Annotated in this window: 18 protein-coding genes; 14 read left to right on the plus strand and 4 right to left on the minus strand. The window is 65.5% G+C overall.

From position 1 onward, the window contains the following. Positions 1-4: 4 nt before the first annotated feature. Genes ACZ5WT_RS10175 through cobO form a run of 5 tightly spaced genes read left to right on the plus strand, consistent with a single transcriptional unit; the run spans position 5 to position 6,535 of the window. A complete protein-coding gene (locus ACZ5WT_RS10175; protein ID WP_464283677.1) occupies positions 5-736 on the plus strand; it encodes a CbtA family protein in 732 nt (243 codons plus the stop codon). Beyond that, positions 733-1,782 carry a cobalamin biosynthesis protein CobW gene (gene cobW / locus ACZ5WT_RS10180; RefSeq protein WP_464283678.1) on the plus strand — a complete coding sequence of 350 codons (1,050 nt, stop codon included), beginning with the start codon at positions 733-735 and terminating at the stop codon, positions 1,780-1,782. Before ACZ5WT_RS10175 ends, cobW begins: the two co-directional genes overlap by 4 nt. A 9-nt stretch (positions 1,783-1,791) precedes the next feature. Next, the gene (locus ACZ5WT_RS10185) at positions 1,792-2,010 is read left to right on the plus strand and encodes an alkylphosphonate utilization protein (RefSeq protein ID WP_464283679.1); all 219 of its coding nucleotides are present in this window, start codon (positions 1,792-1,794) and stop codon (positions 2,008-2,010) included. 6 nt (positions 2,011-2,016) lie between these two features. Continuing rightward, a complete protein-coding gene (locus ACZ5WT_RS10190) occupies positions 2,017-5,895 on the plus strand; it encodes a cobaltochelatase subunit CobN (RefSeq protein ID WP_464283680.1) in 3,879 nt (1,292 codons plus the stop codon). Continuing rightward, positions 5,885-6,535, plus strand: a complete 651-nt coding sequence (cobO, locus tag ACZ5WT_RS10195) for a cob(I)yrinic acid a,c-diamide adenosyltransferase (RefSeq protein ID WP_464283681.1) — start codon at positions 5,885-5,887, stop codon at positions 6,533-6,535. Before ACZ5WT_RS10190 ends, cobO begins: the two co-directional genes overlap by 11 nt. A gap of 261 nt (positions 6,536-6,796) precedes the next feature. On the opposite strand, the gene ACZ5WT_RS10200 is transcribed toward cobO, so the two are convergent. Both ACZ5WT_RS10200 and ACZ5WT_RS10205 read right to left on the minus strand, forming a co-directional pair. Further along, positions 6,797-7,267, minus strand: a complete 471-nt coding sequence (locus tag ACZ5WT_RS10200) for a hypothetical protein (RefSeq protein ID WP_464283682.1) — start codon at positions 7,265-7,267, stop codon at positions 6,797-6,799. Positions 7,268-7,433: 166 nt separating this feature from the next. Next, positions 7,434-8,333, minus strand: a complete 900-nt coding sequence (locus ACZ5WT_RS10205; protein WP_464283683.1) for a cation diffusion facilitator family transporter — start codon at positions 8,331-8,333, stop codon at positions 7,434-7,436. 281 nt (positions 8,334-8,614) lie between these two features. On the opposite strand from ACZ5WT_RS10205, the gene ACZ5WT_RS10210 reads away from it, so the two are divergent. Next, positions 8,615-9,055: a cobalamin biosynthesis protein gene (locus ACZ5WT_RS10210; protein WP_464283684.1), complete on the plus strand. Its 441-nt coding sequence runs from the start codon at positions 8,615-8,617 to the stop codon at positions 9,053-9,055. On the opposite strand, the gene ACZ5WT_RS10215 is transcribed toward ACZ5WT_RS10210, so the two are convergent. Beyond that, positions 8,989-9,717 (minus strand): cobalt-precorrin-6A reductase, encoded by a 729-nt coding sequence (locus ACZ5WT_RS10215; protein ID WP_464283685.1) that lies wholly within the window; start codon positions 9,715-9,717, stop codon positions 8,989-8,991. The genes ACZ5WT_RS10210 and ACZ5WT_RS10215 overlap by 67 nt on opposite strands. Positions 9,718-9,785: 68 nt before the next feature. On the opposite strand from ACZ5WT_RS10215, the gene cobA reads away from it, so the two are divergent. The 4 genes from cobA to cbiB all read left to right on the plus strand — a co-directional run bounded on the left by cobA (position 9,786) and on the right by cbiB (position 14,440). After that, entirely contained in the window at positions 9,786-10,622 is an 837-nt protein-coding gene (gene cobA / locus ACZ5WT_RS10220) for a uroporphyrinogen-III C-methyltransferase (RefSeq protein ID WP_464283686.1), read from the plus strand. Beyond that, a complete protein-coding gene (locus ACZ5WT_RS10225; RefSeq protein WP_464283687.1) occupies positions 10,588-11,904 on the plus strand; it encodes a cobyrinate a,c-diamide synthase in 1,317 nt (438 codons plus the stop codon). Before cobA ends, ACZ5WT_RS10225 begins: the two co-directional genes overlap by 35 nt. 40 nt (positions 11,905-11,944) lie before the next feature. Continuing rightward, positions 11,945-13,396 (plus strand): cobyric acid synthase, encoded by a 1,452-nt coding sequence (locus ACZ5WT_RS10230; RefSeq protein WP_464283688.1) that lies wholly within the window; start codon positions 11,945-11,947, stop codon positions 13,394-13,396. A gap of 81 nt (positions 13,397-13,477) precedes the next feature. Then, a complete protein-coding gene (gene cbiB / locus ACZ5WT_RS10235; protein WP_464283689.1) occupies positions 13,478-14,440 on the plus strand; it encodes an adenosylcobinamide-phosphate synthase CbiB in 963 nt (320 codons plus the stop codon). A gap of 1 nt (position 14,441) precedes the next feature. On the opposite strand, the gene cobU is transcribed toward cbiB, so the two are convergent. Further along, positions 14,442-14,975: a bifunctional adenosylcobinamide kinase/adenosylcobinamide-phosphate guanylyltransferase gene (cobU, locus tag ACZ5WT_RS10240; protein WP_464283690.1), complete on the minus strand. Its 534-nt coding sequence runs from the start codon at positions 14,973-14,975 to the stop codon at positions 14,442-14,444. A 206-nt stretch (positions 14,976-15,181) separates the two neighbouring features. Here cobU and ACZ5WT_RS10245 point away from each other — a divergent pair, with 206 nt between their 5' ends. From ACZ5WT_RS10245 to edd, 4 genes are all read left to right on the plus strand, one after another. After that, entirely contained in the window at positions 15,182-16,120 is a 939-nt protein-coding gene (locus tag ACZ5WT_RS10245) for a glucosamine kinase nucleotide-binding domain-containing protein (RefSeq protein ID WP_464283691.1), read from the plus strand. A 27-nt stretch (positions 16,121-16,147) separates the two neighbouring features. Further along, positions 16,148-17,629 carry a glucose-6-phosphate dehydrogenase gene (zwf, locus tag ACZ5WT_RS10250; RefSeq protein WP_464283692.1) on the plus strand — a complete coding sequence of 494 codons (1,482 nt, stop codon included), beginning with the start codon at positions 16,148-16,150 and terminating at the stop codon, positions 17,627-17,629. 192 nt (positions 17,630-17,821) lie between these two features. Beyond that, entirely contained in the window at positions 17,822-18,517 is a 696-nt protein-coding gene (pgl, locus tag ACZ5WT_RS10255) for a 6-phosphogluconolactonase (RefSeq protein WP_464283693.1), read from the plus strand. 64 nt (positions 18,518-18,581) lie between these two features. Continuing rightward, the gene (edd, locus tag ACZ5WT_RS10260; protein WP_464283694.1) at positions 18,582-20,396 is read left to right on the plus strand and encodes a phosphogluconate dehydratase; all 1,815 of its coding nucleotides are present in this window, start codon (positions 18,582-18,584) and stop codon (positions 20,394-20,396) included. Positions 20,397-20,477 lie beyond the last annotated feature (81 nt).

Raw genomic sequence — 20,477 nt, forward strand, 5'->3', positions numbered from 1 at the left:
CATCATGTTTCGCAATCTGTTTTTTGCTGCGCTTGTCGCAGCCCTTTGTGCTGGCCTGGTCAATGCCGCCATCCAGCAGTTCCGCATCACGCCGCTGATCCTGCATGCCGAGACCTTCGAGGGCGAAGGCGGGCATAGCCACGGTCCGGGTGAGGCCGAGCACACCCATGACGCCGCTGCCACGACGGCCGCCGAGCCCGAGGAGTGGGCGCCGCAGGATGGCTTCGAGCGCACCGCCTATACGACGTTGGCGACCCTGCTCGCCGCGGCCGGCTTCGCGCTGGTCATCGGCGCCGTCTCGCTGTTTGCCGGCATTCCGATCACTTTCGCCAATGGGTTCCTGTGGGGCATTGCCGGCTTTGCGGCCTTCTCGCTGGCCCCGGCCTATGGCCTGCCGCCCGAACTGCCGGGCATGCCGGCGGCCGAAGTGCTGCCGCGCCAGATCTGGTGGGCGGGCACGGCCCTGGCCACCGGCGGCGCCATGCTGCTGCTCGCCAAGACCCGCGCCGGCTGGGCCTTTGCGATCGCCATCGCCCTCGTGGTTATCCCGCACATCATCGGCGCCCCTGCTGCGCCCGATGAACCAAGCGCCGTTCCGGCCCATCTCGCCGCTGAATTTGCCGCCGCCACCCTGGGCACCGCTTTGGTGTTCTGGCTGATCCTGGGCACCGTCTTCGGCAAGCTCAATGACCTTCTCGCTGCCCGCAGCGCCAACCCCGCGGGAGCCCTCGCATGACCACCAAGATCCCCACCACCGTCATCACCGGCTTCCTCGGTGCCGGCAAGACCACTCTCGTGCGGCACCTGCTCGCGCACGCCCCCAAGGGCAAGCGTATCGCCCTGATCATCAACGAGTTTGGTGACCTCGGCGTCGACAAGGACATCCTTGCCGGCTGTGGCGACGAGACCTGCCGCGAAGAGGACATGGTCGAACTGTCCAACGGCTGCATCTGCTGCACCGTGGCCGACGAGTTCATTCCCACCATGCAGGCGCTGCTCGCCCGCCCCGAAAAGTTCGATCACATCGTCATCGAAACCTCCGGCCTGGCGTTGCCCCAGCCGCTGATCCGCGCCTTCAACTGGCCCGAGATCAAGGCCCAGGTCACCATCGACGGCATCGTCACCGTCGCCGACGCGGCAGCGCTCGCCGAAGGCCGCTTTGCCGCCGACGAAGCCGCCGTCGACGCCCTGCGCCGCCAGGACGAAATGCTCGACCACGAAACCCCGCTGGGCGAGCTGTTCGAGGACCAGCTCTCGGTGGCCGACCTTGTGATCGTGAACAAATCCGACCTTGTCGAGCCGGAAATGCTCGACAAGGTCGAGGCCAACCTGCGCGCCGAAATGCGCCCCGGCGTCGGCCTGATCCGCGCCCGCAACGGCCATGTCGATATCGCGGCACTGCTCGGCATGGGCATGGGCAGCGAGGACGATATCGCCAACCGGCCCAGCCATCACGAGCTCGAGCATGGCGGGGAAACCCATGAGCATGACGACTTCGACAGCTTCTCGATCCGCCTGCCCGAAATCGCTGGCAAGGATCAGCTGCTGGCGGTGATCGAGCAGACCATCCGGGACCACGATGTGTTGCGCCTCAAGGGTTTCGCTGCGGTTCCCGGCGCTGCAGCGCGGCTGGCCATCCAGGCCGTCGGTCCCCGTGTCACCGCCTATTTCGACCGTCCCTGGAAGGATGGCGAAGTGCGCGATACGGCGCTTGTGGTGATCGGCGAGACGCCGCTCGACCACGGCGCCATCACCAAAAGCCTAGAACAGGCAGCAGCTTAGGAGCGAGCAATGAGCGAAATCACCAAGGACAGTAACGGCACCCAGCTCAACGATGGCGATGCCGTGACCCTGATCAAGGACCTCAAGGTCAAGGGCACCTCGGTGACGCTCAAGCGCGGCACCCTGGTCAAGAATATCCGCCTGACCGACGATACCGCCGAAATCGAGTGCAATGCCGAGAAGGTCAAGGGTCTCGTGCTGCGCACCGAGTTTTTGAAAAAAGCCTGACACTGTATGCACTTACTCTCTGCACAGGCCGGCGCTATCCAACAGGAAGGCGAAGCCATCGACCTCAACCAGCGCCCCGGGGCGCTGGTCTTCGCCTCTTCCGCCGATAGCGAGCTGGCCATGCTGGCCGGCGCCGCCGACCGGGCGGGCGAGGACGAACTCCGCCTCGCCAACACATTGCGGCTGACCAATAATCTGTCGGTCGACCTGTGGCTTGAGCAGACCGTGGCCCATGCCCGGCTGGTCGTGTTGCGCCTTATCGGCGGCGCCGCCTATTTCCAATATGGCGTCGATGAGCTGACGGCTTTGTGCAGAAATCGTCGAATTCCGCTGGTTCTGCTGCCTGGCGATGCCAACCCCGATCCCATCCTGCAAGAGCGCTCCAGCGTCCATCCCGATGACTGGACACGCCTGCATTCCCTGTTCATTGCCGGTGGCCCCGACAATGCCGATACGATTTTGCGGGCCTTCAACACGCTCGCCGCCAGCACGCATGGTCGTGCAGCAAGCTTGCAGATTTCTGGCGGATTTCTTGCTGAAACTGCACCTCAGCCCTTCGCCCGCTTCGGCGTGTGGCATCCCGCGACTGGCATGACCGACGAAGCCGGCCTGCGCGCCCTGCACGGCGACGGTCGAGCCCATGTTCCGATCCTGTTTTATCGCGCCGCGCTCGAAGGGGCGGGGACTGCGACCATCGAAGCGTTGATCGCCGCGATCGAGGCGCGTGGCCTCGCGCCGGTGCCGCTGCTGGTCTCCTCGCTCAAGGAAGCGGCCTGCGTCCGCTTCGTGCAGAATGCGCTGGCCGCCTTTCCGCCGGCGGCGATTTTCAACCTCACCGCTTTCGCGCTCGGTATCGATGGTCTGGCGCCCAGCGCCAACCCGTTCTCGGGTTCCGATGCGCCGGTGATCCAGCTGGTCCAGTCAGGCCGCTCGGAGGCGCAGTGGCTGGCCGATAGCCAGGGGCTCTCGTCCAAGGATATGGCGATGTATCTCGTCATGCCCGAAGTGGATGGCCGCCTCGGCGGGCTGCTGGTCGGTCACAAGGCCGACGCCGTCTGGCACGAACGCTGCCAGGTGCCGCTGAGCGCCTATGCCCCCGATCATTCCGGCATCGACCGGGCCGTAACCCTCGCCGCCAACTGGGCCCGCCTGCGCGCCACGCCGCGTGGTGAGCGCAAGATTGCCCTGGTCCTCGCCAACTATCCCCTGCGCGACGGCCGGCTGGCGAATGGGGTTGGATATGATGCCCCGGCCTCGACGTTGGAGATGCTGCGGGCGCTGGATGGGGCAGGTTATGCCACCGGAACTCCGGAGGCACTTACCCCCGAGACCCTCATCGCCCTCCTGCAATCCGGGCCGACAAATGCGGACCCCAAGCGGGGCGTGTCGGCGGCGGTGTTGTCGGCGGAGCGGTATGCGGAGCTGCTGGCGGGACTGCCGGAGGCGATCCGCGAGGCGGTGACGGCCCGTTGGGGCGCGCCGGAGGCCGATCCGTTTGTGCGGGGGGATGTGTTCCACCTGCCGGCGCTGATGTTTGGCAATGTGGCGGTGCTGTTGCAGCCGGGGCGCGGATATCAGCTCGATGAAACGCTGAGCTATCACGATCCGCTGCTCGTGCCGCCGCATGCCTATATCGCGGCCTACCTGTGGCTGCGGCATGAGTTTGGGGCGCATGCGTTGATCCATAACGGCAAGCACGGCACGCTCGAATGGCTGCCGGGCAAGGCGACGGCGCTGGATGCGGCGAGCTATCCCGATGCGCTGTGGGGGCAGTTGCCGCACCTCTACCCGTTCATCGTCAATGATCCCGGCGAGGGTACGCAGGCCAAGCGCCGGACCGGCGCTGTGATCATCGATCATCTGGTGCCGCCGCTGACGCGGGCGGAAACCTATGGGCCGCTGAAAGATCTCGAGGCGCTGCTCGATGAATATTATGCGGCATCGGGTATGGACCGGCGACGGCTGGCCGATCTCAAACGGCGTATTCTCGATTTCACCCGCGATGCGCGGCTGGATCGCGATATCGGGCTGCCCGAGGATGAAACCGAAGCGCTGATCAAGATCGATAATTTCCTGTGCGACCTCAAGGAAGCGCAGATCCGCGACGGGTTGCATGTGTTCGGGCAGTCGCCGCAGGGCGCGCTTGAGCGCGATCTGATCGTGGCGCTGGCCCGCGTTCCGCGCGGCGAGGGGCCGGGCGAGGCCTCGCTGATCCGGGCGCTGGCAGATGATTTGAAGCTGGGTTTTGATCCGCTGACGGTGAAGCTGGGGACGGCGTGGGTGGGGCCTGTGCCGAACCTTGGCTCCGATACCCCCACCCTCACTCCCTCCCCACAGGGGGGAGGGAAGCCTGCTCCGCATTTTGTTGCGGCTTCTGAGCAAACCACGGCGCAAGCGGCTCCTGCGCATCCCTCCCCCTTGTGGGGAGGGAATGAGGGTGGGGGTATTCGCACGCTCGGTGACGTGGTGGAGCGGCTGGAGCAGCTGGCGGCTGAGCTGGTGGATGGCACGCGCACGGCACCAAGCGAATGGGCTGCCACGCGCGCGGTTCTCGAAACGGTGGAGAGCATCATTCGGCCGCGCCTCAACAAATCGGGTCCGGCCGAAATGGCGGCGCTGATCGATGGGCTGGATGGCAAGTTTATTGCGCCGGGGCCATCGGGCGCGCCATCGCGCGGGCGGCTGGATGTGCTGCCGACGGGACGCAATTTTTATTCGGTGGATGCGCGGGCGGTGCCGACGCCAACGGCGTGGGAACTGGGGCGCAAATCGGCCGAGAACCTGGTGTTGCGCCACTTGCAGGACCATGGGCACCATCTGCGCTCGGTGGCTCTTTCGGTGTGGGGCACGGCCAATATGCGCACCGGTGGCGACGACATTGCCCAGGCGCTGGCACTGATCGGGGCGCGGCCGACCTGGGACCCCGGCTCGCTGCGCGTTTCGGGCTATGAAATCATCCCTCTGGCCAAGCTGGGACGGCCGCGTGTCGACGTGACGCTGCGCATTTCGGGTTTTTTCCGCGATGCGTTTCCGGCGCAGATCAGCCTGTTCGATCGGGCCATCCGCGCCATCGGCGCACTTGACGAGCCGACAGAGGAAAACCCGATCGCGGCACGTATGCGCACCGATGCCCTTGGTCTGATGGCGGAGGGGCAATCGGAACGCGACGCGGGGCTGGCTGCCGGGCACCGGATTTTTGGCTCCAAGCCGGGTACCTATGGCACCGGGCTCGGCGCGATGATCGATTCCGGGACCTGGACCAGCAAGGCCGACCTTGCCGGCCGCGCGCTCGACTGGGGGCAATATGCCTATGGGGCGCAGGCCTCGGGCACGCCCGAGCGGGCACGGTTCGCCGCGCGGCTGGGGGACATCGATGCGGTGATCCATAACCAGGACAACCGCGAGCACGACCTGCTCGACAGCGACAATTACTACCAGTTCGAGGGCGGGCTTTCGGCGGCCGCCGAAACGTTGAGCGGGGTCAAACCCGCCGCCTATCACAACGATCATTCCCGCCCCGAACGGCCGCTGATCCGCACGCTTGGGGAAGAGATTTCCCATGTGATGCGCTCGCGTGTCGTCAATCCGAAATGGATCGCCGGCATGCAGCGCCATGGCTATCGCGGGGCGTTTGAAATCATCGCCACAGTGGATTTCATGTTTGCCTTCGCTGCGACGACCGGCGCGGTCAAGACGCATCACTTCGACCTCGCCTTCGAAGCATTTGTCGAAGACGATGCCGTGCGCGTGTGGCTGCAGGCAGCCAACCGCCATGGATATGATGAACTGATCGCCCGCTTCAACGACGCCCGCCAGCGCGGCCTGTGGACGCCGCGCTCCAATTCCGCTTATGCCCTGCTCGAGGACACGCCAAATGACCGATAAGCCCGAAAAGCCGCTGAAGAAGACCGACCTGATGAGCGAGGCGGAACGCGACGCCTATCATGCCGAAAAGATGAAGAAGAAGCGCGAGGCGCGGAACAAGATCCTGGCCACCAAGACCCAGGAAAAGGGCCTGCTGATCGTTCATACTGGCAAGGGCAAGGGCAAATCGACCGCTGCCTTCGGCATGGTGTTCCGCGCGCTGGGGCATGGCTACAAGGTGGGCGTGGTGCAGTTCGTCAAGGGCGTCTGGGAAACCGGCGAGCGAGACGTGCTGATGAAATTCCCCGAGCTGGTGACCATCAACGCCATGGGCGAGGGCTTTACTTGGGACGTGGCCGACCGCCAGCGCGATCTCGCCGCCGCGCGCAAGGCGTGGGAACAGGCCAAGGCGCTGATCATGGACCCGTCCAACAAGCTGGTGCTGCTCGATGAGCTCAACATCGTGCTGCGCTACGACTACCTGCCGATCGAGGAAGTGGTGGAGTTTCTGGCGCAGAAGCCAGTGGATACGCATGTGATCGTGACCGGCCGCAACGCCAAGGACGAGCTGATCGAGATTGCGGACCTTGTGACGGAAATGACCGAGATCAAGCACCACTTCCGCGCCGGAGTTAAGGCGCAGGCGGGGATTGAGTTTTAGGGGGGCGCGTTTTTGGACACGCGCGGGGTCATCCCGGCCTTGAGCCGGGATCCATCTTGAGTTCTCGGGATGGGCCCCGGGTCGAGCCCGGAATGACACGGTGGGTGGGGTGGCTCGGTAGACCCCCACCCTTGATCCCTCCCCAAAAGGGGGAGGGAGACGACTTTGAGATCGGGTTTTTCTCAGTCGTGCCGCAACAGTGGAGCGGACTTCCCTCCCCCTTGTGGGGAGGGAATGAGGGTGGGGGGAGCGCCCCGATGCCTAGCAGCCGTCGCCGCGCAGGGAGCGGACCATGCGGTCGATGATGGGGTCCATCAGGGCGCTGTCGCTAACGGAATATTCGGCGCGGAAGGCGGCGTAGCTGGTGCCGTCGCACAGCTGCACGAGGCGCTGATAGAGAATGCGGGACCCCTTGATGGCGGACCAGCTGGCCCATCGGGGCGTGGCGGCCTGATAGGTCTGGTTCCAGGCGTCATCGGTGTCCCAGGCCATGCGCTGAGCGGTTTCGGCCTCGAACGTGCCGCTGAGGTTGCCGCCCCAGACCAGCAGATCGATCGGCTTGCCCTTGATGGCAAAGCCCTGCCCATCGCCATTGTCGCTCTCGCCCAGCCCGCGGAAATCGGGCGGGATATCGACGCTATAGCCATAGCGGGCATTGCCGTAGGTCTCCCAGCCCTGGGCAAAGGCTGGGGCGGCGAAGAGCGTGAGGAGCAGGACGAGAAGGATGCGCATGGGTGCGAATCTGCCTGCGTCGCGGGGTTTGTGCAAGGGTGGCCGGAGGAGAGATCGGGGCGCTCACCCCCACCCTCATTCCCTCCCCACAAGGGGGAGGGAGGCCTGTTCCGCGCTTGCGGCATGACTTGGGACCCGACACCGCCGACGGGCCGGTGGTGGCCCCTTACAGCACCACGATGCCGGCGTGCTTGGCCTTGGCTTCGGGTTCGACGTGGATGGTGATCTGCACATCCCGCACGGTTTCGCGCAGCTTGGCCTCGATGGCGTCGCAGATTTCATGCGAGGCTTCGACGGTCATCAGGCCGGGCACGACCAGGTGGAAATCGATGAAGGTCATCTTGCCGGCCTGCCGTGTGCGGATGTCGTGGGCCTCGATGGCGCCGTCAGCATTGTTGGCGATGACCTCGCGGATGGCCTTCTGGGTATCGACCGGCACGGCCACGTCCATCAGGCCGCCGACGCTGGAGCGGATGACGCCCCAGCCGGACCACAGGATATTGAGTGCCACCAGCGCGGCCAAAATCGCATCGAGCTGGGCCCAGCCGGTGACATAGACCAGGGCCAGGCCGCCCAGCACGCCGATGGTCGAGACGACGTCGGTCATCAGGTGCTTGCCATCGGCTTCGAGCGCGGGGGAGCGCACCTTGCGGCCGTGGCGCACCAGAACGAAGGCCCAGACGGCATTGATCGCGGTGGCGGCGATGCTGATGGCGAGGCCCTGTACCGGCGCTTCGGGCAAAGCAGGCGACATGAAGCCAAGAAAGGCTTCGCGCAGGATCAGGATGGCGGCGACGATGATCATCACGCCGACCACGACGGCCGAGAAGTATTCGGCCTTGTGATAGCCATAGGGCAGGGCGGCATCGGCGGGTTTCTGCGCCAGCCGCACCGCGATCAACGCCACGATGGCAGTGACCACGTTGACGATCGATTCGAGCGCATCGGAATAGAGCGCGATCGAGCCGGTAATGGTCCAGGCGAGGAATTTCAGCCCCAGCACCACAAGCCCGATGACAAGACTGGTCGCGGCAATAGCCAACGTTCTCTTAGCGGTGTCGCTCAAGACAATATTCCGGGAAACAGGGATCGGACCTTGGCTTAACCGTCGGACGCGGATCGCGCAAGTCATTGAATTTGCAAATCATTTTCAGAAGCATTCCGATGTGGGCGGAGTCTGCGGCAACCCATTGATTGACCACGCGGTTCTGCCCGCCTAGAACCAGTTTTGCGCAGAGTTCCCGTGACGGAACTGAAACAGAATTCGGTGCGGTCGACCCAAATCGGGGACCAAGTCCGAAGCTGCACCGGTCACTTACGAACCTGCCTCTGCACGAAGAGGCATTGATGACGATTTTTGATCCGGATGTTCGCCCCCAAGGGGCCTTTGTTGCCGGCGTGGGCTGCACTACCGGGGCGACGCAGGGCGACATCGTCGCGCTGATCGATTCGTGCCTCGCCCATTCCCGGATTGATCCAACCGAGCTGGTGGCCATCGGCACCCATGCGCGCAAGCGCGCCAGCGCCGAACTGGCGGCGGCAGCGGCCCATTATGGCGTGCCATTGCGGTTCTTTGCCGATGACGAGTTTGAGCTGGCGCGCGGCGTCAGCGAGGGCGTGGCGGCGGTGGCGGGCGTGATCGTGCTGCCCAAGCAGAAATCAGCGACCGCGACCTGTGCCCTCGCGCAATGCGGGAGCGATTTCGTGCTGGCCGACTATGGTCAGCCGCCCAGCCCCAGCGCCTCGATGGCGGCATCGAGCGTATCGACCTCACGGGCCGGTCCATAGGCCGGGCGCGCAATCATGATGACCTTCACCCCGAGCTTGCGGGCCGCTTCCAGCTTGGCGCTCGTCTGCGCGCCACCCGAATTCTTGGTGACGAGATGAGTGATCTTCTCGCGCTCCAGCAGCTCCAGCTCGCTCCCCAGCCAATAGGGGGGGCGCGTCTGCAGCGGCGTTGCATGCGGCGGCAAGGGCTTGTCCGGCGCCTCGATGGTGCGCACGATGAAGTGGCAGTCGTCGCGCTGCAGGAAGTGATCGAGCCCGCTATGGCCGGTGGTCAGCATTACCCTGGCGCTGGCCGGCAACACGGCGGCGGCTTCGGTGGTGTTTTCGACCGTCAGCCAGTCATCGCCAACCGCCTGCTCCCAGGCGGGGCGCATGTAGCGCACCAGCGGAATGCCGGTCTGCTGGCTGGCGGCAACCGCATTGACCGAAATCTGCCCGGCATAGGGATGGGTCGCGTCGACCAGCCGCTCGATGCCTGCGGCACGCAGATAGGCCGCCAGCCCCGGAATGCCGCCGAACTTGCCCATGCGCAGCGCGCCTGCCGGCAATTTGGGATCGGCGGTGCGACCGGCCAGCGAGGTCGTGACATCATGGCCCAGCGCCACCAATCGATTGGCCAGCTCCCGCGCCTCGCCAGTGCCGCCCAGAATGAGAATTTTCATGACATGTCCTCTGTGCCCGGCCGCCGAAGCGCCCATTCTCCCGCACTGCGAGAGGGATGGCCATACTGATGTTTGACTGGATCCGCCGCCCGCGTCGCAAGGGCCATTTCGCCGCGCTTGATAGTGCCGATTTCCCCGTGCTGGAACCCGGCACGGTCTGGCTGGTCGGTGCTGGGCCGGGGGGGCCGGGACTGGTGTCGCTGCTGGCCTATCACGGGCTGGGGCAGGCCGATGTGATCGTGCACGATGCGCTGGTGTCGCCGGAGCTGCTGGCCTTGGCGCCGCGCCGGGCGACGAAACTGTTTGCCGGCAAGCGCGGCGGCAAACCATCGCCCAAGCAGGCCGATATTTCGCTGCAGCTGATCGAGCTGGCGCAGCAGGGCAAGCGCGTGCTGCGCCTCAAGGGGGGCGATCCCTTCATGTTCGGACGGGGCGGCGAGGAAGCGGGGGCTCTCGCGGCAGCGGGGATTTCTTTCCGCATCGTGCCGGGCATTTCGTCCGGGCTGGGCGGGCTGGCCTATGCGGGGGTGCCGATCACTCATCGTGACACCAACCAGGCGGTGATCTTCCTCACCGGGCATGATGAAAGCGGGGCGGTGCCGCAGGGCGTCGACTGGCAGGCGGTGGCCAATGCCGCGCCTGTTATCGTGATGTTCATGGCGGTCAAGCATCTGGGCTCGATCTCGGCGCGGCTGATGGCGGCGGGGCGAGCGGGGACGGACCGGGTGGCGATTGTTTCCCATGCCGCAACGCCGCTGCAGTCGGTGCTTGAAACCACGCTCGAAGTGGCCCCGACGCTGACCGATATTCCGACGCCGGCCATCGTGGTGCTGGGACCGGTCAGCGCTTATCGGGAAACGCTGGACTGGTATGTGGGCGAGGCCCGGAGGCACGTCTTTGGCTAAGGGGCTGGTGATTGCCGCCCCGCGGTCGGGGTCGGGCAAGACGGTGATCACGCTGGGGCTGCTGGCGGCTTTGCGGCGGCGAGGCGTGGTGGTGGCACCGGCCAAGACCGGGCCGGATTATATCGACCCGGCCTTTCTCGGCCGGGCGGCTTTGCGCGACGCGGTCAATCTCGACCCCTGGTCGATGAGCCCGGCGCGGCTCAAGGCGCTGGCGGAGACGCAGGCAACCGGGGCCGATCTGCTGCTGATCGAAGGCGTGATGGGGCTGTTTGACGGTGCGGCCGACAATATGGGTTCCACCGGCGACCTCGCTGAACTGCTGGAATTGCCGGTGGTGCTGGTGGTCGATGCCGAGCGGCAAAGCCAGTCGGTGGCGCCGCTGGTGGCGGGCTTTGCCAACTGGCGGCCCGGCGTGCGCGTGGCGGGTGTCATCCTCAATCGGGTGGCGTCGATGAAGCACGAGACCATGCTGGTCGAGGCCTTGGCGGCGACGGGCATTCCCTGTCTCGGGGCCATTCCGCGCGATGCTGCGCTGGGGCTGCCCGAGCGGCATCTGGGACTGGTGCTGCCCGATGAAGTCAGTGCCTTTGAGGGTTTTCTCGATCTGGCGGCAGAGGCGGTGGGCAATTATGTCGACCTCGCGCGGCTGCAGGCGCTGGCCGGGACATTGCCCGATGCGCCGTCGTCGCCCGCGCCGCTGGCGCCTTTGGGGCAGCGCATCGCCATTGCACGCGATTCGGCCTTTGCCTTTGTCTATCCGCATCTGCTCGATGGCTGGCGGGCCATGGGGGCGGAGCTGAGCTTTTTCTCGCCGCTGGCCAATGAGGCGCCGGATACGGCAAGCGACGCAGTTTTCCTGCCCGGGGGCTATCCTGAATTGCATGGCGCGACACTGGCCGATGCCGCCCGCTTCAAGGCGGGGCTGGCCGAGGCGCGGGATCGCGGAGCGCTGCTTTATGGCGAGTGCGGCGGCTTCATGGTGCTGGGGGAGACGCTGGTCGACAAGGCGGGGCAAGGCCACGCCATGGCGGGCCTGCTGCCCGTGACGACGCGTATCGACCGGCCCAAGCGGACCCTGGGCTATCGCAAGCTGGTGCAATCGGGCGACCTGCCCTGGCCGGGGCATCTCAAGGGCCATGAATTCCACTATTCGTCGGCCAAGCAATCGCGGCTGACCCCGCTATTCGCGGCGACTGATGCGCGCGGTGATGCCCTGCCGCCGATGGGCGCGGTGATCGGGCGGGTGATGGGGTCTTACGCGCATGTGGTGGATGCGGCATAGAGGGTGCCCGGTGGGTGGACGCGGACGATGAGGCCTGAATATGCCAGCTAAATCCTTGATGTTCATGGGCACCGGGTCTGATGTCGGCAAGTCCCTGCTGGTGGCGGGGCTGTGCCGCGCGCTGGCCAATCGGGGGCTCAGGGTGGCTCCGTTCAAGCCTCAGAATATGAGCAACAATGCCGCGGTGACCGCTGATGGTGGCGAGATCGGCCGGGCGCAGGCGCTGCAGGCGCGGGCGGCGCGGCGCGATCCCATCACCGCCATGAACCCGGTGCTGCTCAAGCCCGAGCAGGAAACGGGTTCGCAGGTGGTGGTGCGCGGAGAACGGCGGGCGTCGATGTCGGCGCGGCAATATTGGACAGAACGCGGCAAGCTGATGCCCGAAGTGCTGGCGGCTTTTCACGAGCTGGCTGCCGATGCCGATATCGTGCTGGTCGAAGGGGCAGGGAGCGCCTCGGAGGTCAATCTGCGGGCCAATGACCTCGCCAATTTCGGCTTTGCCCAGGCGGCCGGCGTGCCGGTGGTGCTGGTGGGCGATATCAATCGCGGCGGCGTTATCGCCTCGATCGTGGGGACCTTTGCCGTGATCGCCCCCGAAGATGCGGCGCTGATCGGGGCGAGCCTGATCAACAAATTCCAGGGCGACCCGGCGCTGTTTGCCGAGGGTGTCAGCTTTATCAGCCAGCGCACCGGGGTGCCGTGCCTCGGCCCGGTGCCGTGGTTTGCCGGTGCGGCGCGGCTGCCCGCCGAGGACGTGTTGGCGCTGGAGGATTTTGCGGCGCGGCCGGGTGGGGCCTTCACCATTGCGGTGCCGCGCCTGCCGCGCATCGCCAATTTCGACGATCTTGATCCCTTACGGGCCGAGCCCGGCGTCAGCGTGGTGCTGGTCGAGCCGGGGCAGGCGCTGCCGCGCGATGCCGATCTCATCATCCTGCCGGGCTCGAAGGCCACGCGGGGGGATTTGGCGGCTTTGCGGGCCAATGGCTGGGACGTGGATATTGCCGCCCATCACCGGGCCGGAGGGCGGGTGATGGGCATTTGCGGCGGCTACCAGATGCTGGGGCGCAGCATTGCCGACCCCGATGGCATCGAAGGGGCGCCTGGGACGAGCGAGGGGCTGGGGCTGCTCGACGTGGAGACGGTGCTGACGCCGGTCAAGCAATTGCGCGTCGAGGCGGCGACGCATGCCGGATCGGGGCAGGCGATTTCGGGCTATCACATGCATATGGGCGAGACCTCAGGGCCCGACCGGGGGCGGGCCTTTGCGCAGGTGGGGGCCGAGCCTGAGGGCGCAGTGAGCGCCAATGGGCGTGTGGAGGGCACGTACCTGCACGGGCTGTTTGCCGCCGATGGGTTTCGGCGGGCCTATCTCGGGCAGGCGGCGAGCGCCGATCTCGATTACGAGGCGGGGATTGAGGCAACGCTGGACGCGCTGGCGGCGCATCTGGAGCGGCATCTGGATATTGACGCGCTGCTGGCGCTAGCAGGTTAGGGTTGCGCGTTTTCAATCGGCCGGGGGATTCCCGCCTGCGCGGGAATGACGTAGTGGTGCCAGCCGAAACAGGAATTCGCCATGACCCCTTTCGTTGCCCCGCTGGCCCTGCTGCTTGAACGGTGGATCGGCTATCCGCAGCGGCTGACCGAAACCATCGGGCATCCGGTGATCTGGTTCGGGCGAGCGATCGCCTGGCTTGAAACGCGCGTCGACAAGCGCGAGCGCACGCCGCGCCAGCGCCGCGAGGCGGGCATGGTAACGCTGGGGCTGCTGTTGCTGGTGACAGCTTTGGCGGCGGGGCTGGTGCAGTTCGTGCTGCGCGGCATGCCGTTTGGCTTTGTGCTCGAAATCCTGGTCGCGACGCCCTTCCTCGCGCAGAGGGAACTGGGCCGCGCCGTGCAGGCGGTGGCCGATGCGCTGCGCATTTCACTGGCCGACGGGCGCGAAGCGGTCAGCCATATCGTCGGGCGCGATCCGCAGGCGCTGGACGAGGCTGGGGTGTCACGCGCGGCCATCGAAACGCTGGCCGAAAGCACGTCCGATGGCGTGGTGGCGCCGTGGTTCTGGCTGGTGCTGCTCGGCCTGCCGGGCATCGCGCTCTACAAGGCCATCAACACCGCCGATTCCATGATCGGGCACATGAACGAGCGGTATCGCGACTATGGCTGGGCGGCGGCCAAGCTCGATGACGTGGTCAACTGGATCCCGGCGCGCCTGACGGCGGTGCTGGTCACCATGGCCTGCTTCATCACGGCGCATGCCAGCCCGAGCAAGGCCTGGGCCATGGCGCGGCGCGATGCGAAAAAGCATGCCTCGCCCAATTCGGGCTGGCCGGAAGCGGCCTTTGCCGGGGCGCTCGGCTTCGCGCTGGGCGGCCCGCGCAGCTATGATGGCGAAGTGGTTGATCTGCCGACCTTCGGCGAGGGCAAGAAGGACCTGGTGGGCAGCGATATCCTGCGGGCGCTGGTGCTGTACCGCTCGACGCTCAATGTGCTGCTGGGCGTGAGTGCCGTGCTCGCGGTGCTGTCGTTCCTGGCTTAGGCTAGGGCAAGGCGGGGGCTTCGCCCTTCAGGGTGATCGGCAGGCCGGCGACGATGAAGTAGACGTCGTCGCAGACCTCGGCGAGGCGCTGGTGGGCCGAACCGGCGAGGTCGCGGAAGGTGCGGGCCATGGCATTGTCCGGCACGATGCCCTGGCCCACCTCATTACTGACGAGAACCACCTTGGTATCCCGCAGCCCGACCAGGGTGGCCGAAAGCTCGCTGACCGCGCTCGAGACGTCGTCATTGTTCATCAGCAGGTTGGTGATCCAAAGGGTCAGGCAGTCGACGAGGATGACGTCGTGGTTGACCGCGATGGTGAGCAGCGCCTTGGGCACATTCAGCGGCTCCTCGACGGTGGTGAAACGGGTGCCGCGCATGGCCTGGTGGCTGGCGACGCGATCGCGCATTTCGCCATCCAGCGCCTCGGCGGTGGCCAGATAGGCCGGACTCGTGCCGCCGCGAATGGCCAGCCGCTCGGAAAAAGCCGTCTTGCCCGAGCGTGCTCCGCCCAGAACCAGCGCGTGTCTTGCCATTGTATTGCTCCGTGTAGGGGTTCGCGACTATAGCGCCAAATGAGGCGCGCTCCGAACCAGTTCCGCCGCCTGCAATTGCATGCCATTCTAGCGGTTGCAGCGGGCCGTGATTTTTGTGGCTTATCCTACTTTCGTATAAACATCTTTGGCTTTATGGTCCGCGCCGAAACACCCTGGAATCCGTCCAATCTACGGAGATGAACCGCGTGCCCAAGTACTTTCTTGGCGTTGATGGCGGCGGCACCAATTGCCGCGTCCGCTTGGCCGACGAGAACCTGAAGACGCTCGCCGAGGTCAAGAACGGTCGCTCCAATCTGCAGATTGACGGCGGCGACCCCGCCTACAAGGCGATCCTGGACGGCACGCGCGACGTGTTCAAGGCAGCTGGCATCGACTATGCCGAAACCGCCAATACGCATGCCTGCTTCGGCATGGCCGGCGGCCGCATGGACACGGCCCGCGCCGATTTCGCCGCGCGCAAATGGCCCTTTGCCAGCGTCACCGTCTATGACGACATCGACATTGCCCATGCCGGGGCGCTGGATGGCCAGGAAGGCGGCGTGATCATCGTGGGCACCGGCTCGGCGGCCATGTCGATCGTCGACGGCAAGCGCTATCAGGCGGGCGGCTGGGGCTTCCCGATCGGCGACCAGATGTCGGGCGCCATTCTGGGACGCGAACTGGTGCGCTACGCCGTGGAAGCCGAAGATGGGCTTGTCGAGGGTTCGCCCCTGACCGATGCGGTGACGGCCGCGCTTGGTGGCAGCAACCAGGCGGTGATGACCTGGTCCTTTGCCGTCGAACTCGACGTCAAGATCATCAGCAACGATGGCTCGGAAGGGTGCGACGATGCCCTGATCGGCCGCGCGCCCGCCGAATACGGCAAGATGATGCCGCTGCTGTTCGAATATTTCGAGAAGGGCGATCCCGTCGCCCAGAAAATGATCGACATCCAGATGGACTCGATCGACACCTATGTCCGCTGGTTCAAGGCGCATGATGCCAAGGTGATGGCCATTGTCGGTGGCTTCGGCCAGCGGCTGTTTCCGATCCTGCAGCAGCGCTATGGTAATTTTGTTACCTTGCCAGCGTATGAGCCGTTGCATGGCGCGGTCATTCTCGCCAAACAGAACCAAACCGTCTGACCTCGCTTCAAATAGGGACTTGCCCCCGTGTCCAGCCGTATCATTCCCGTCCAGCCTTTCGACTATGTGGTGTTCGGCGCCACGGGCGACCTGACCAAGCGTAAGCTGATCCCGGCCCTGTACCATCGGTTCAAGGACGGCCAGTTCGACGAGAGCAGCCGCATCATCGGCGCTTCGCGCTCCAAGCTGAGCGACGCCGATTTCCAGAAGGCGGCCCGCGAGGCGATCACCGCTTTCGTGGAAAAGGAATATCAGGACGCGGCGGTCATCGACCGCTTCGTCGGGATCTTCTCCTACGTGCCCGTCGACGTCAGCAATCCGGAAAACACCGGCGACCTCGGCAAGGCGCTGCGCGAAGACCCCAAGATCGTGCGCGCCTTCTACCTGGCGGTGGCGCCCGACCTGTTCGAGCCGATTGCCGAATATCTGGAAAAGAACAAGCTCTATCGCCGCGACGCGCGCGTGGTCATCGAGAAGCCGCTCGGGCATGACCTGGCCTCTTCGATGGAGATCAATGACGGCGTGGCCAAGATCTTCAAGGAAGATCAGGTCTACCGCATCGACCACTATCTCGGCAAAGAGACGGTGCAGAATCTGCTGGCGCTGCGCTTTGCCAATACGCTGTTCGAGCCCATCTGGAACTCGGCCCATATCGACCACGTGCAGCTGACCGTTGCTGAATCGGTGGGTGCGGGCACGCGCGGCTATTACGACGAATCCGGCGCCCTGCGCGACATGATCCAGAACCACATGCTGCAGCTGCTCTGCCTTGTGGCGATGGAGCCGCCCGCCAGCGACGATGCCGACGCCCTGCGCGACGAAAAGCTCAAGGTGCTGCGCGCCCTCAAGCCGATCACCAATGGCGAAGTCTCGCGCAACACCGTGCGCGGCCAGTACAAGGGCGTGAAGTCCGAAACCACCTCGGTGGCCGGCTATCAGGACGAACTGCCCGACGACAAGAAGGGCAGCCGCACCGAGACCTTCGTGGCGCTCAAGGCCGAGGTCGAAAACTGGCGCTGGGCCGGCGTGCCCTTCTATTTCCGCACAGGCAAGCGCATGGCGCAGCGGGCTTCGGAAATCTGCATCCAGTTCAAGCCGATTCCGCACTCGATCTTCGACCATGCCGAAGGCGCGCCCAAGGCCAACAAGCTGATCATCCGCCTGCAGCCCGACGAAGGCGTTAAGCTGATGATGATGATCAAGGATCCGGGCCCGGGCGGCATGCGCCTGCGCGAAGTGCCGCTGAACCTCTCGTTCGCCCAGACGTTTAGCGAACGGACGCCCGAAGCCTATGAGCGCCTGCTGATGGACGTGGTGCGGGGCAGTCAGACGCTGTTCATGCGCCGCGACGAACTGGAAGCAGCCTGGAAGTGGATCGACCCGATCCGCCAGGCCTGGGACCGTTCGAGCGAGCCGCCGCAGGCCTATGTGGCCGGCACCTGGGGCCCGAGCGGCGCCATTGCGCTGATCGAGCGCGACGGCCGCACCTGGCACGAAGACGACATCTAGCCGAACCGTCGCGCCCTGCAGGGGGCGCGGCAGTTTACCTCTCCCCCTTTGTGGAGATGGGCGGCGACAGGACGAGAAAGGGGTGCCATGCTGCAGGTTCGGCAGCTCACCCCTCGCACCGTCCCTCAGCCTTTGGGGCGAGGGGCGACAGAGGCCGGATACCGTGCCTGACGTAGGAAAGTGACCAGAAGCATGACGATCGAACGCCGCACTTTTGCTGACAAGCCGACCCTGGCCAAGGAATTGGCTGAGGCCGTTGCCGATCGCATTCGCGCGGCGATCGCCGAAACCGGCACGGCGGCCATCGCGGTCAGCGGCGGCTCGACGCCAGGCCGGTTCTTCCAGGCGCTGGGCAAGACCAAGGACATCGACTGGTCCAAGGTCATCGTGACGCTGGTTGACGAACGCTGGGTCGACGAAACCAGCGACCGCTCCAATGCGCTGCTGGTCAACGAACGCATGCTGCAGGGCCCGGCGGCCACGGCACGCTTCTTTCCGCTCTACTCGGGCGGCGCCGAACCCGATGCCGAAGGCGTGGCGCGCACTAATGCAATGCTGGCCCAACTGCCTGAGCGCTTTGCAGCCGTAATCCTTGGCATGGGCAATGACGGCCACACGGCCTCGTTTTTCCCGGGCGGCGACACGCTCGACGAGGCGCTGACCGCGGCCGGCCCGACTGTTTCGATCCGGGCGCCCGGTGCGGGCGAGCCGCGCATCACCTTTACCCTTCCGCGTCTCCTCAACACGGATGGGCTGTACCTTCATATCGAAGGCGAGGAAAAGGCTATCGTTCTAGACATCGCGCTTGCTGACGGTCCCGTCGAGGACATGCCGGTTCGCGCTGTCTTGCGCTCTGGCCATGCCGTCAACGTTTACTGGTGCCCATAGTCCCCTTCGCGATCCCAAATTGACCGCTTAGGCCACGAAGGGCTCCGCTACTAAGGAGCTCGAAATGTCTGTTCGTCAGGCCATCCAGGATGTCACTGATCGTATCGCCGCGCGTAGCCGCGACAGTCGCCGTGAGTACCTGAGCCGCGTTGATGCCGCCCGCGAGGCCGGCGTCAATCGTGCCGTGCTGTCCTGTGGCAACCTTGCCCACGCCTTTGCTGCCTGCTCGCCGGCCGAAAAGGCGCAGTTGGCTGGCAGTAAGTCGCTGAACCTGGGCATCGTCACCAGCTACAACGACATGCTGAGCGCCCATCAGCCCTATCAATTCTATCCCGATATCATCAAGCAGGCGGCCCGCGAGATCGGCGCCACGGCACAGGTGGCGGGCGGCGTTCCGGCCATGTGCGATGGCGTGACCCAGGGCCAGCCCGGCATGGACCTGAGCCTGTTCAGCCGCGACGTGATCGCCATGTCGACCGCCATCGCGCTCAGCCACAACATGTTCGATGCCGCCGTCTATCTGGGCATCTGCGACAAGATCGTGCCCGGCCTGCTGATCGGCGCGCTGACCTTTGGCCACCTGCCAGCGGTGTTCGTGCCGGCGGGCCCCATGCCATCGGGCCTGCCCAATGACGAGAAGAGCAAGGTTCGCCAGCTCTATATGGAGGGCAAGGTCGGCCGCGCCGAGCTGCTGGAAGCCGAGAGCAAGTCCTACCATTCGGCGGGCACCTGCACCTTCTACGGCACGGCCAACTCCAACCAGATGCTGATGGAGATCATGGGCCTGCACCTGCCGGGCGCGAGCTTCGTCAATCCTGGCACGCCGCTGCGCGATGCGCTGACCCGCGAAGCCACGGTCCGCGCGCTCTCGCTGACGGCGCTGGGCAACAACTACACCCCGGTCGGCCACATCATCGATGAAAAGGCCATCGTCAACGGGCTGGTTGGCCTGCACGCCACGGGCGGCTCGACCAACCACACCATGCACCTGATCGCCATCGCGGCCGCCGCCGGCCTGCAGGTGACCTGGGACGACATGAGCGACCTCAGCGACGCGACCCCGCTGCTGGCCCGCGTCTATCCCAATGGCGTGGCCGACGTGAACCACTTCCACGCCGCCGGCGGCATGGGCTTCCTGATCAAGGAACTGCTCGAAAGCGGCCACCTGCACGAGGACGTCAAGACCGTCTGGGGCGATGGCCTCTCGGGCTATACCGTGGAAGCCAAGCTGATCGACGACAAGCTGGCCTTCGAGGCCGCGCCCGCTGAATCGGCGCTGCCCAAGGTGCTGACCTCGACCAAGGCGCCGTTCCAGCCGACCGGCGGCCTCAAGCTGCTCAGCGGCAATCTCGGACGCTCGGTGATCAAGGTCTCGGCCGTCAAGCCCGAGCACCGCGTCATCGAGGCCCCGGCACGGGTGTTCCATGGCCAGGAAGGCCTGCAGGCCGCGTTCAAGGCGGGCGAGCTGACTGGCGACATGATTGCCGTGGTGCGCTTCTCGGGCCCCAAGGCGCTGGGCATGCCAGAGCTGCACAAGCTGACCCCCTCGCTGGGGATTTTGCAGGATCGCGGCTTCAAGGTGGCGCTGCTGACCGACGGCCGCATGTCCGGCGCATCGGGCAAGGTGCCCGCCGCCATCCACATGACGCCGGAGGCCATCGACGGCGGCCCGATCTCCAAGATCCGCGACGGGGACATGATCCGTCTCGACGCCAATGAAGGCACGCTGACCTTCCTCGGCGACGAAAAGGAATTCTTCTCGCGCACGCCAGCGACCGAAGACCTGCGCAGCCAGCACTATGGCATGGGCCGCGAACTGTTCGCCGGGTTCCGCAGCCTGGTGGGCGTCGCGGACCGCGGTGCGAGTGTGTTCCAGTAGGGCTGACTTATCGGCCCCTCCCTCCCCACAAAGGGGGAGGGAGGGGCCGGTGGCGGGGGACGGCTTATGCCACCAGGGCGC

The organism is Devosia sp. T2-14, from assembly GCF_055397495.1.

Excerpts from the sequence above, each read along its gene's own strand:
- ACZ5WT_RS10175 (WP_464283677.1), top strand. The coding sequence starts at position 5 with ATGTTTCGCAATCTGTTTTTTGCTGCGCTTGTCGCAGCCCTTTGTGCT.
- cobA (WP_464283686.1), top strand. The coding sequence starts at position 9,786 with ATGTTTGACTGGATCCGCCGCCCGCGTCGCAAGGGCCATTTCGCCGCG.
- ACZ5WT_RS10210 (WP_464283684.1), top strand. The coding sequence starts at position 8,615 with ATGACGATTTTTGATCCGGATGTTCGCCCCCAAGGGGCCTTTGTTGCC.
- ACZ5WT_RS10190 (WP_464283680.1), top strand. The coding sequence starts at position 2,017 with ATGCACTTACTCTCTGCACAGGCCGGCGCTATCCAACAGGAAGGCGAA.
- pgl (WP_464283693.1), top strand. The coding sequence starts at position 17,822 with ATGACGATCGAACGCCGCACTTTTGCTGACAAGCCGACCCTGGCCAAG.
- cobO (WP_464283681.1), top strand. The coding sequence starts at position 5,885 with ATGACCGATAAGCCCGAAAAGCCGCTGAAGAAGACCGACCTGATGAGC.
- ACZ5WT_RS10200 (WP_464283682.1), bottom strand. The coding sequence starts at position 7,267 with ATGCGCATCCTTCTCGTCCTGCTCCTCACGCTCTTCGCCGCCCCAGCC.
- edd (WP_464283694.1), top strand. The coding sequence starts at position 18,582 with ATGTCTGTTCGTCAGGCCATCCAGGATGTCACTGATCGTATCGCCGCG.
- cobU (WP_464283690.1), bottom strand. The coding sequence starts at position 14,975 with ATGGCAAGACACGCGCTGGTTCTGGGCGGAGCACGCTCGGGCAAGACG.
- cobW (WP_464283678.1), top strand. The coding sequence starts at position 733 with ATGACCACCAAGATCCCCACCACCGTCATCACCGGCTTCCTCGGTGCC.
- ACZ5WT_RS10225 (WP_464283687.1), top strand. The coding sequence starts at position 10,588 with ATGTGGGCGAGGCCCGGAGGCACGTCTTTGGCTAAGGGGCTGGTGATT.
- ACZ5WT_RS10230 (WP_464283688.1), top strand. The coding sequence starts at position 11,945 with ATGCCAGCTAAATCCTTGATGTTCATGGGCACCGGGTCTGATGTCGGC.
- cbiB (WP_464283689.1), top strand. The coding sequence starts at position 13,478 with ATGACCCCTTTCGTTGCCCCGCTGGCCCTGCTGCTTGAACGGTGGATC.
- ACZ5WT_RS10215 (WP_464283685.1), bottom strand. The coding sequence starts at position 9,717 with ATGAAAATTCTCATTCTGGGCGGCACTGGCGAGGCGCGGGAGCTGGCC.
- ACZ5WT_RS10185 (WP_464283679.1), top strand. The coding sequence starts at position 1,792 with ATGAGCGAAATCACCAAGGACAGTAACGGCACCCAGCTCAACGATGGC.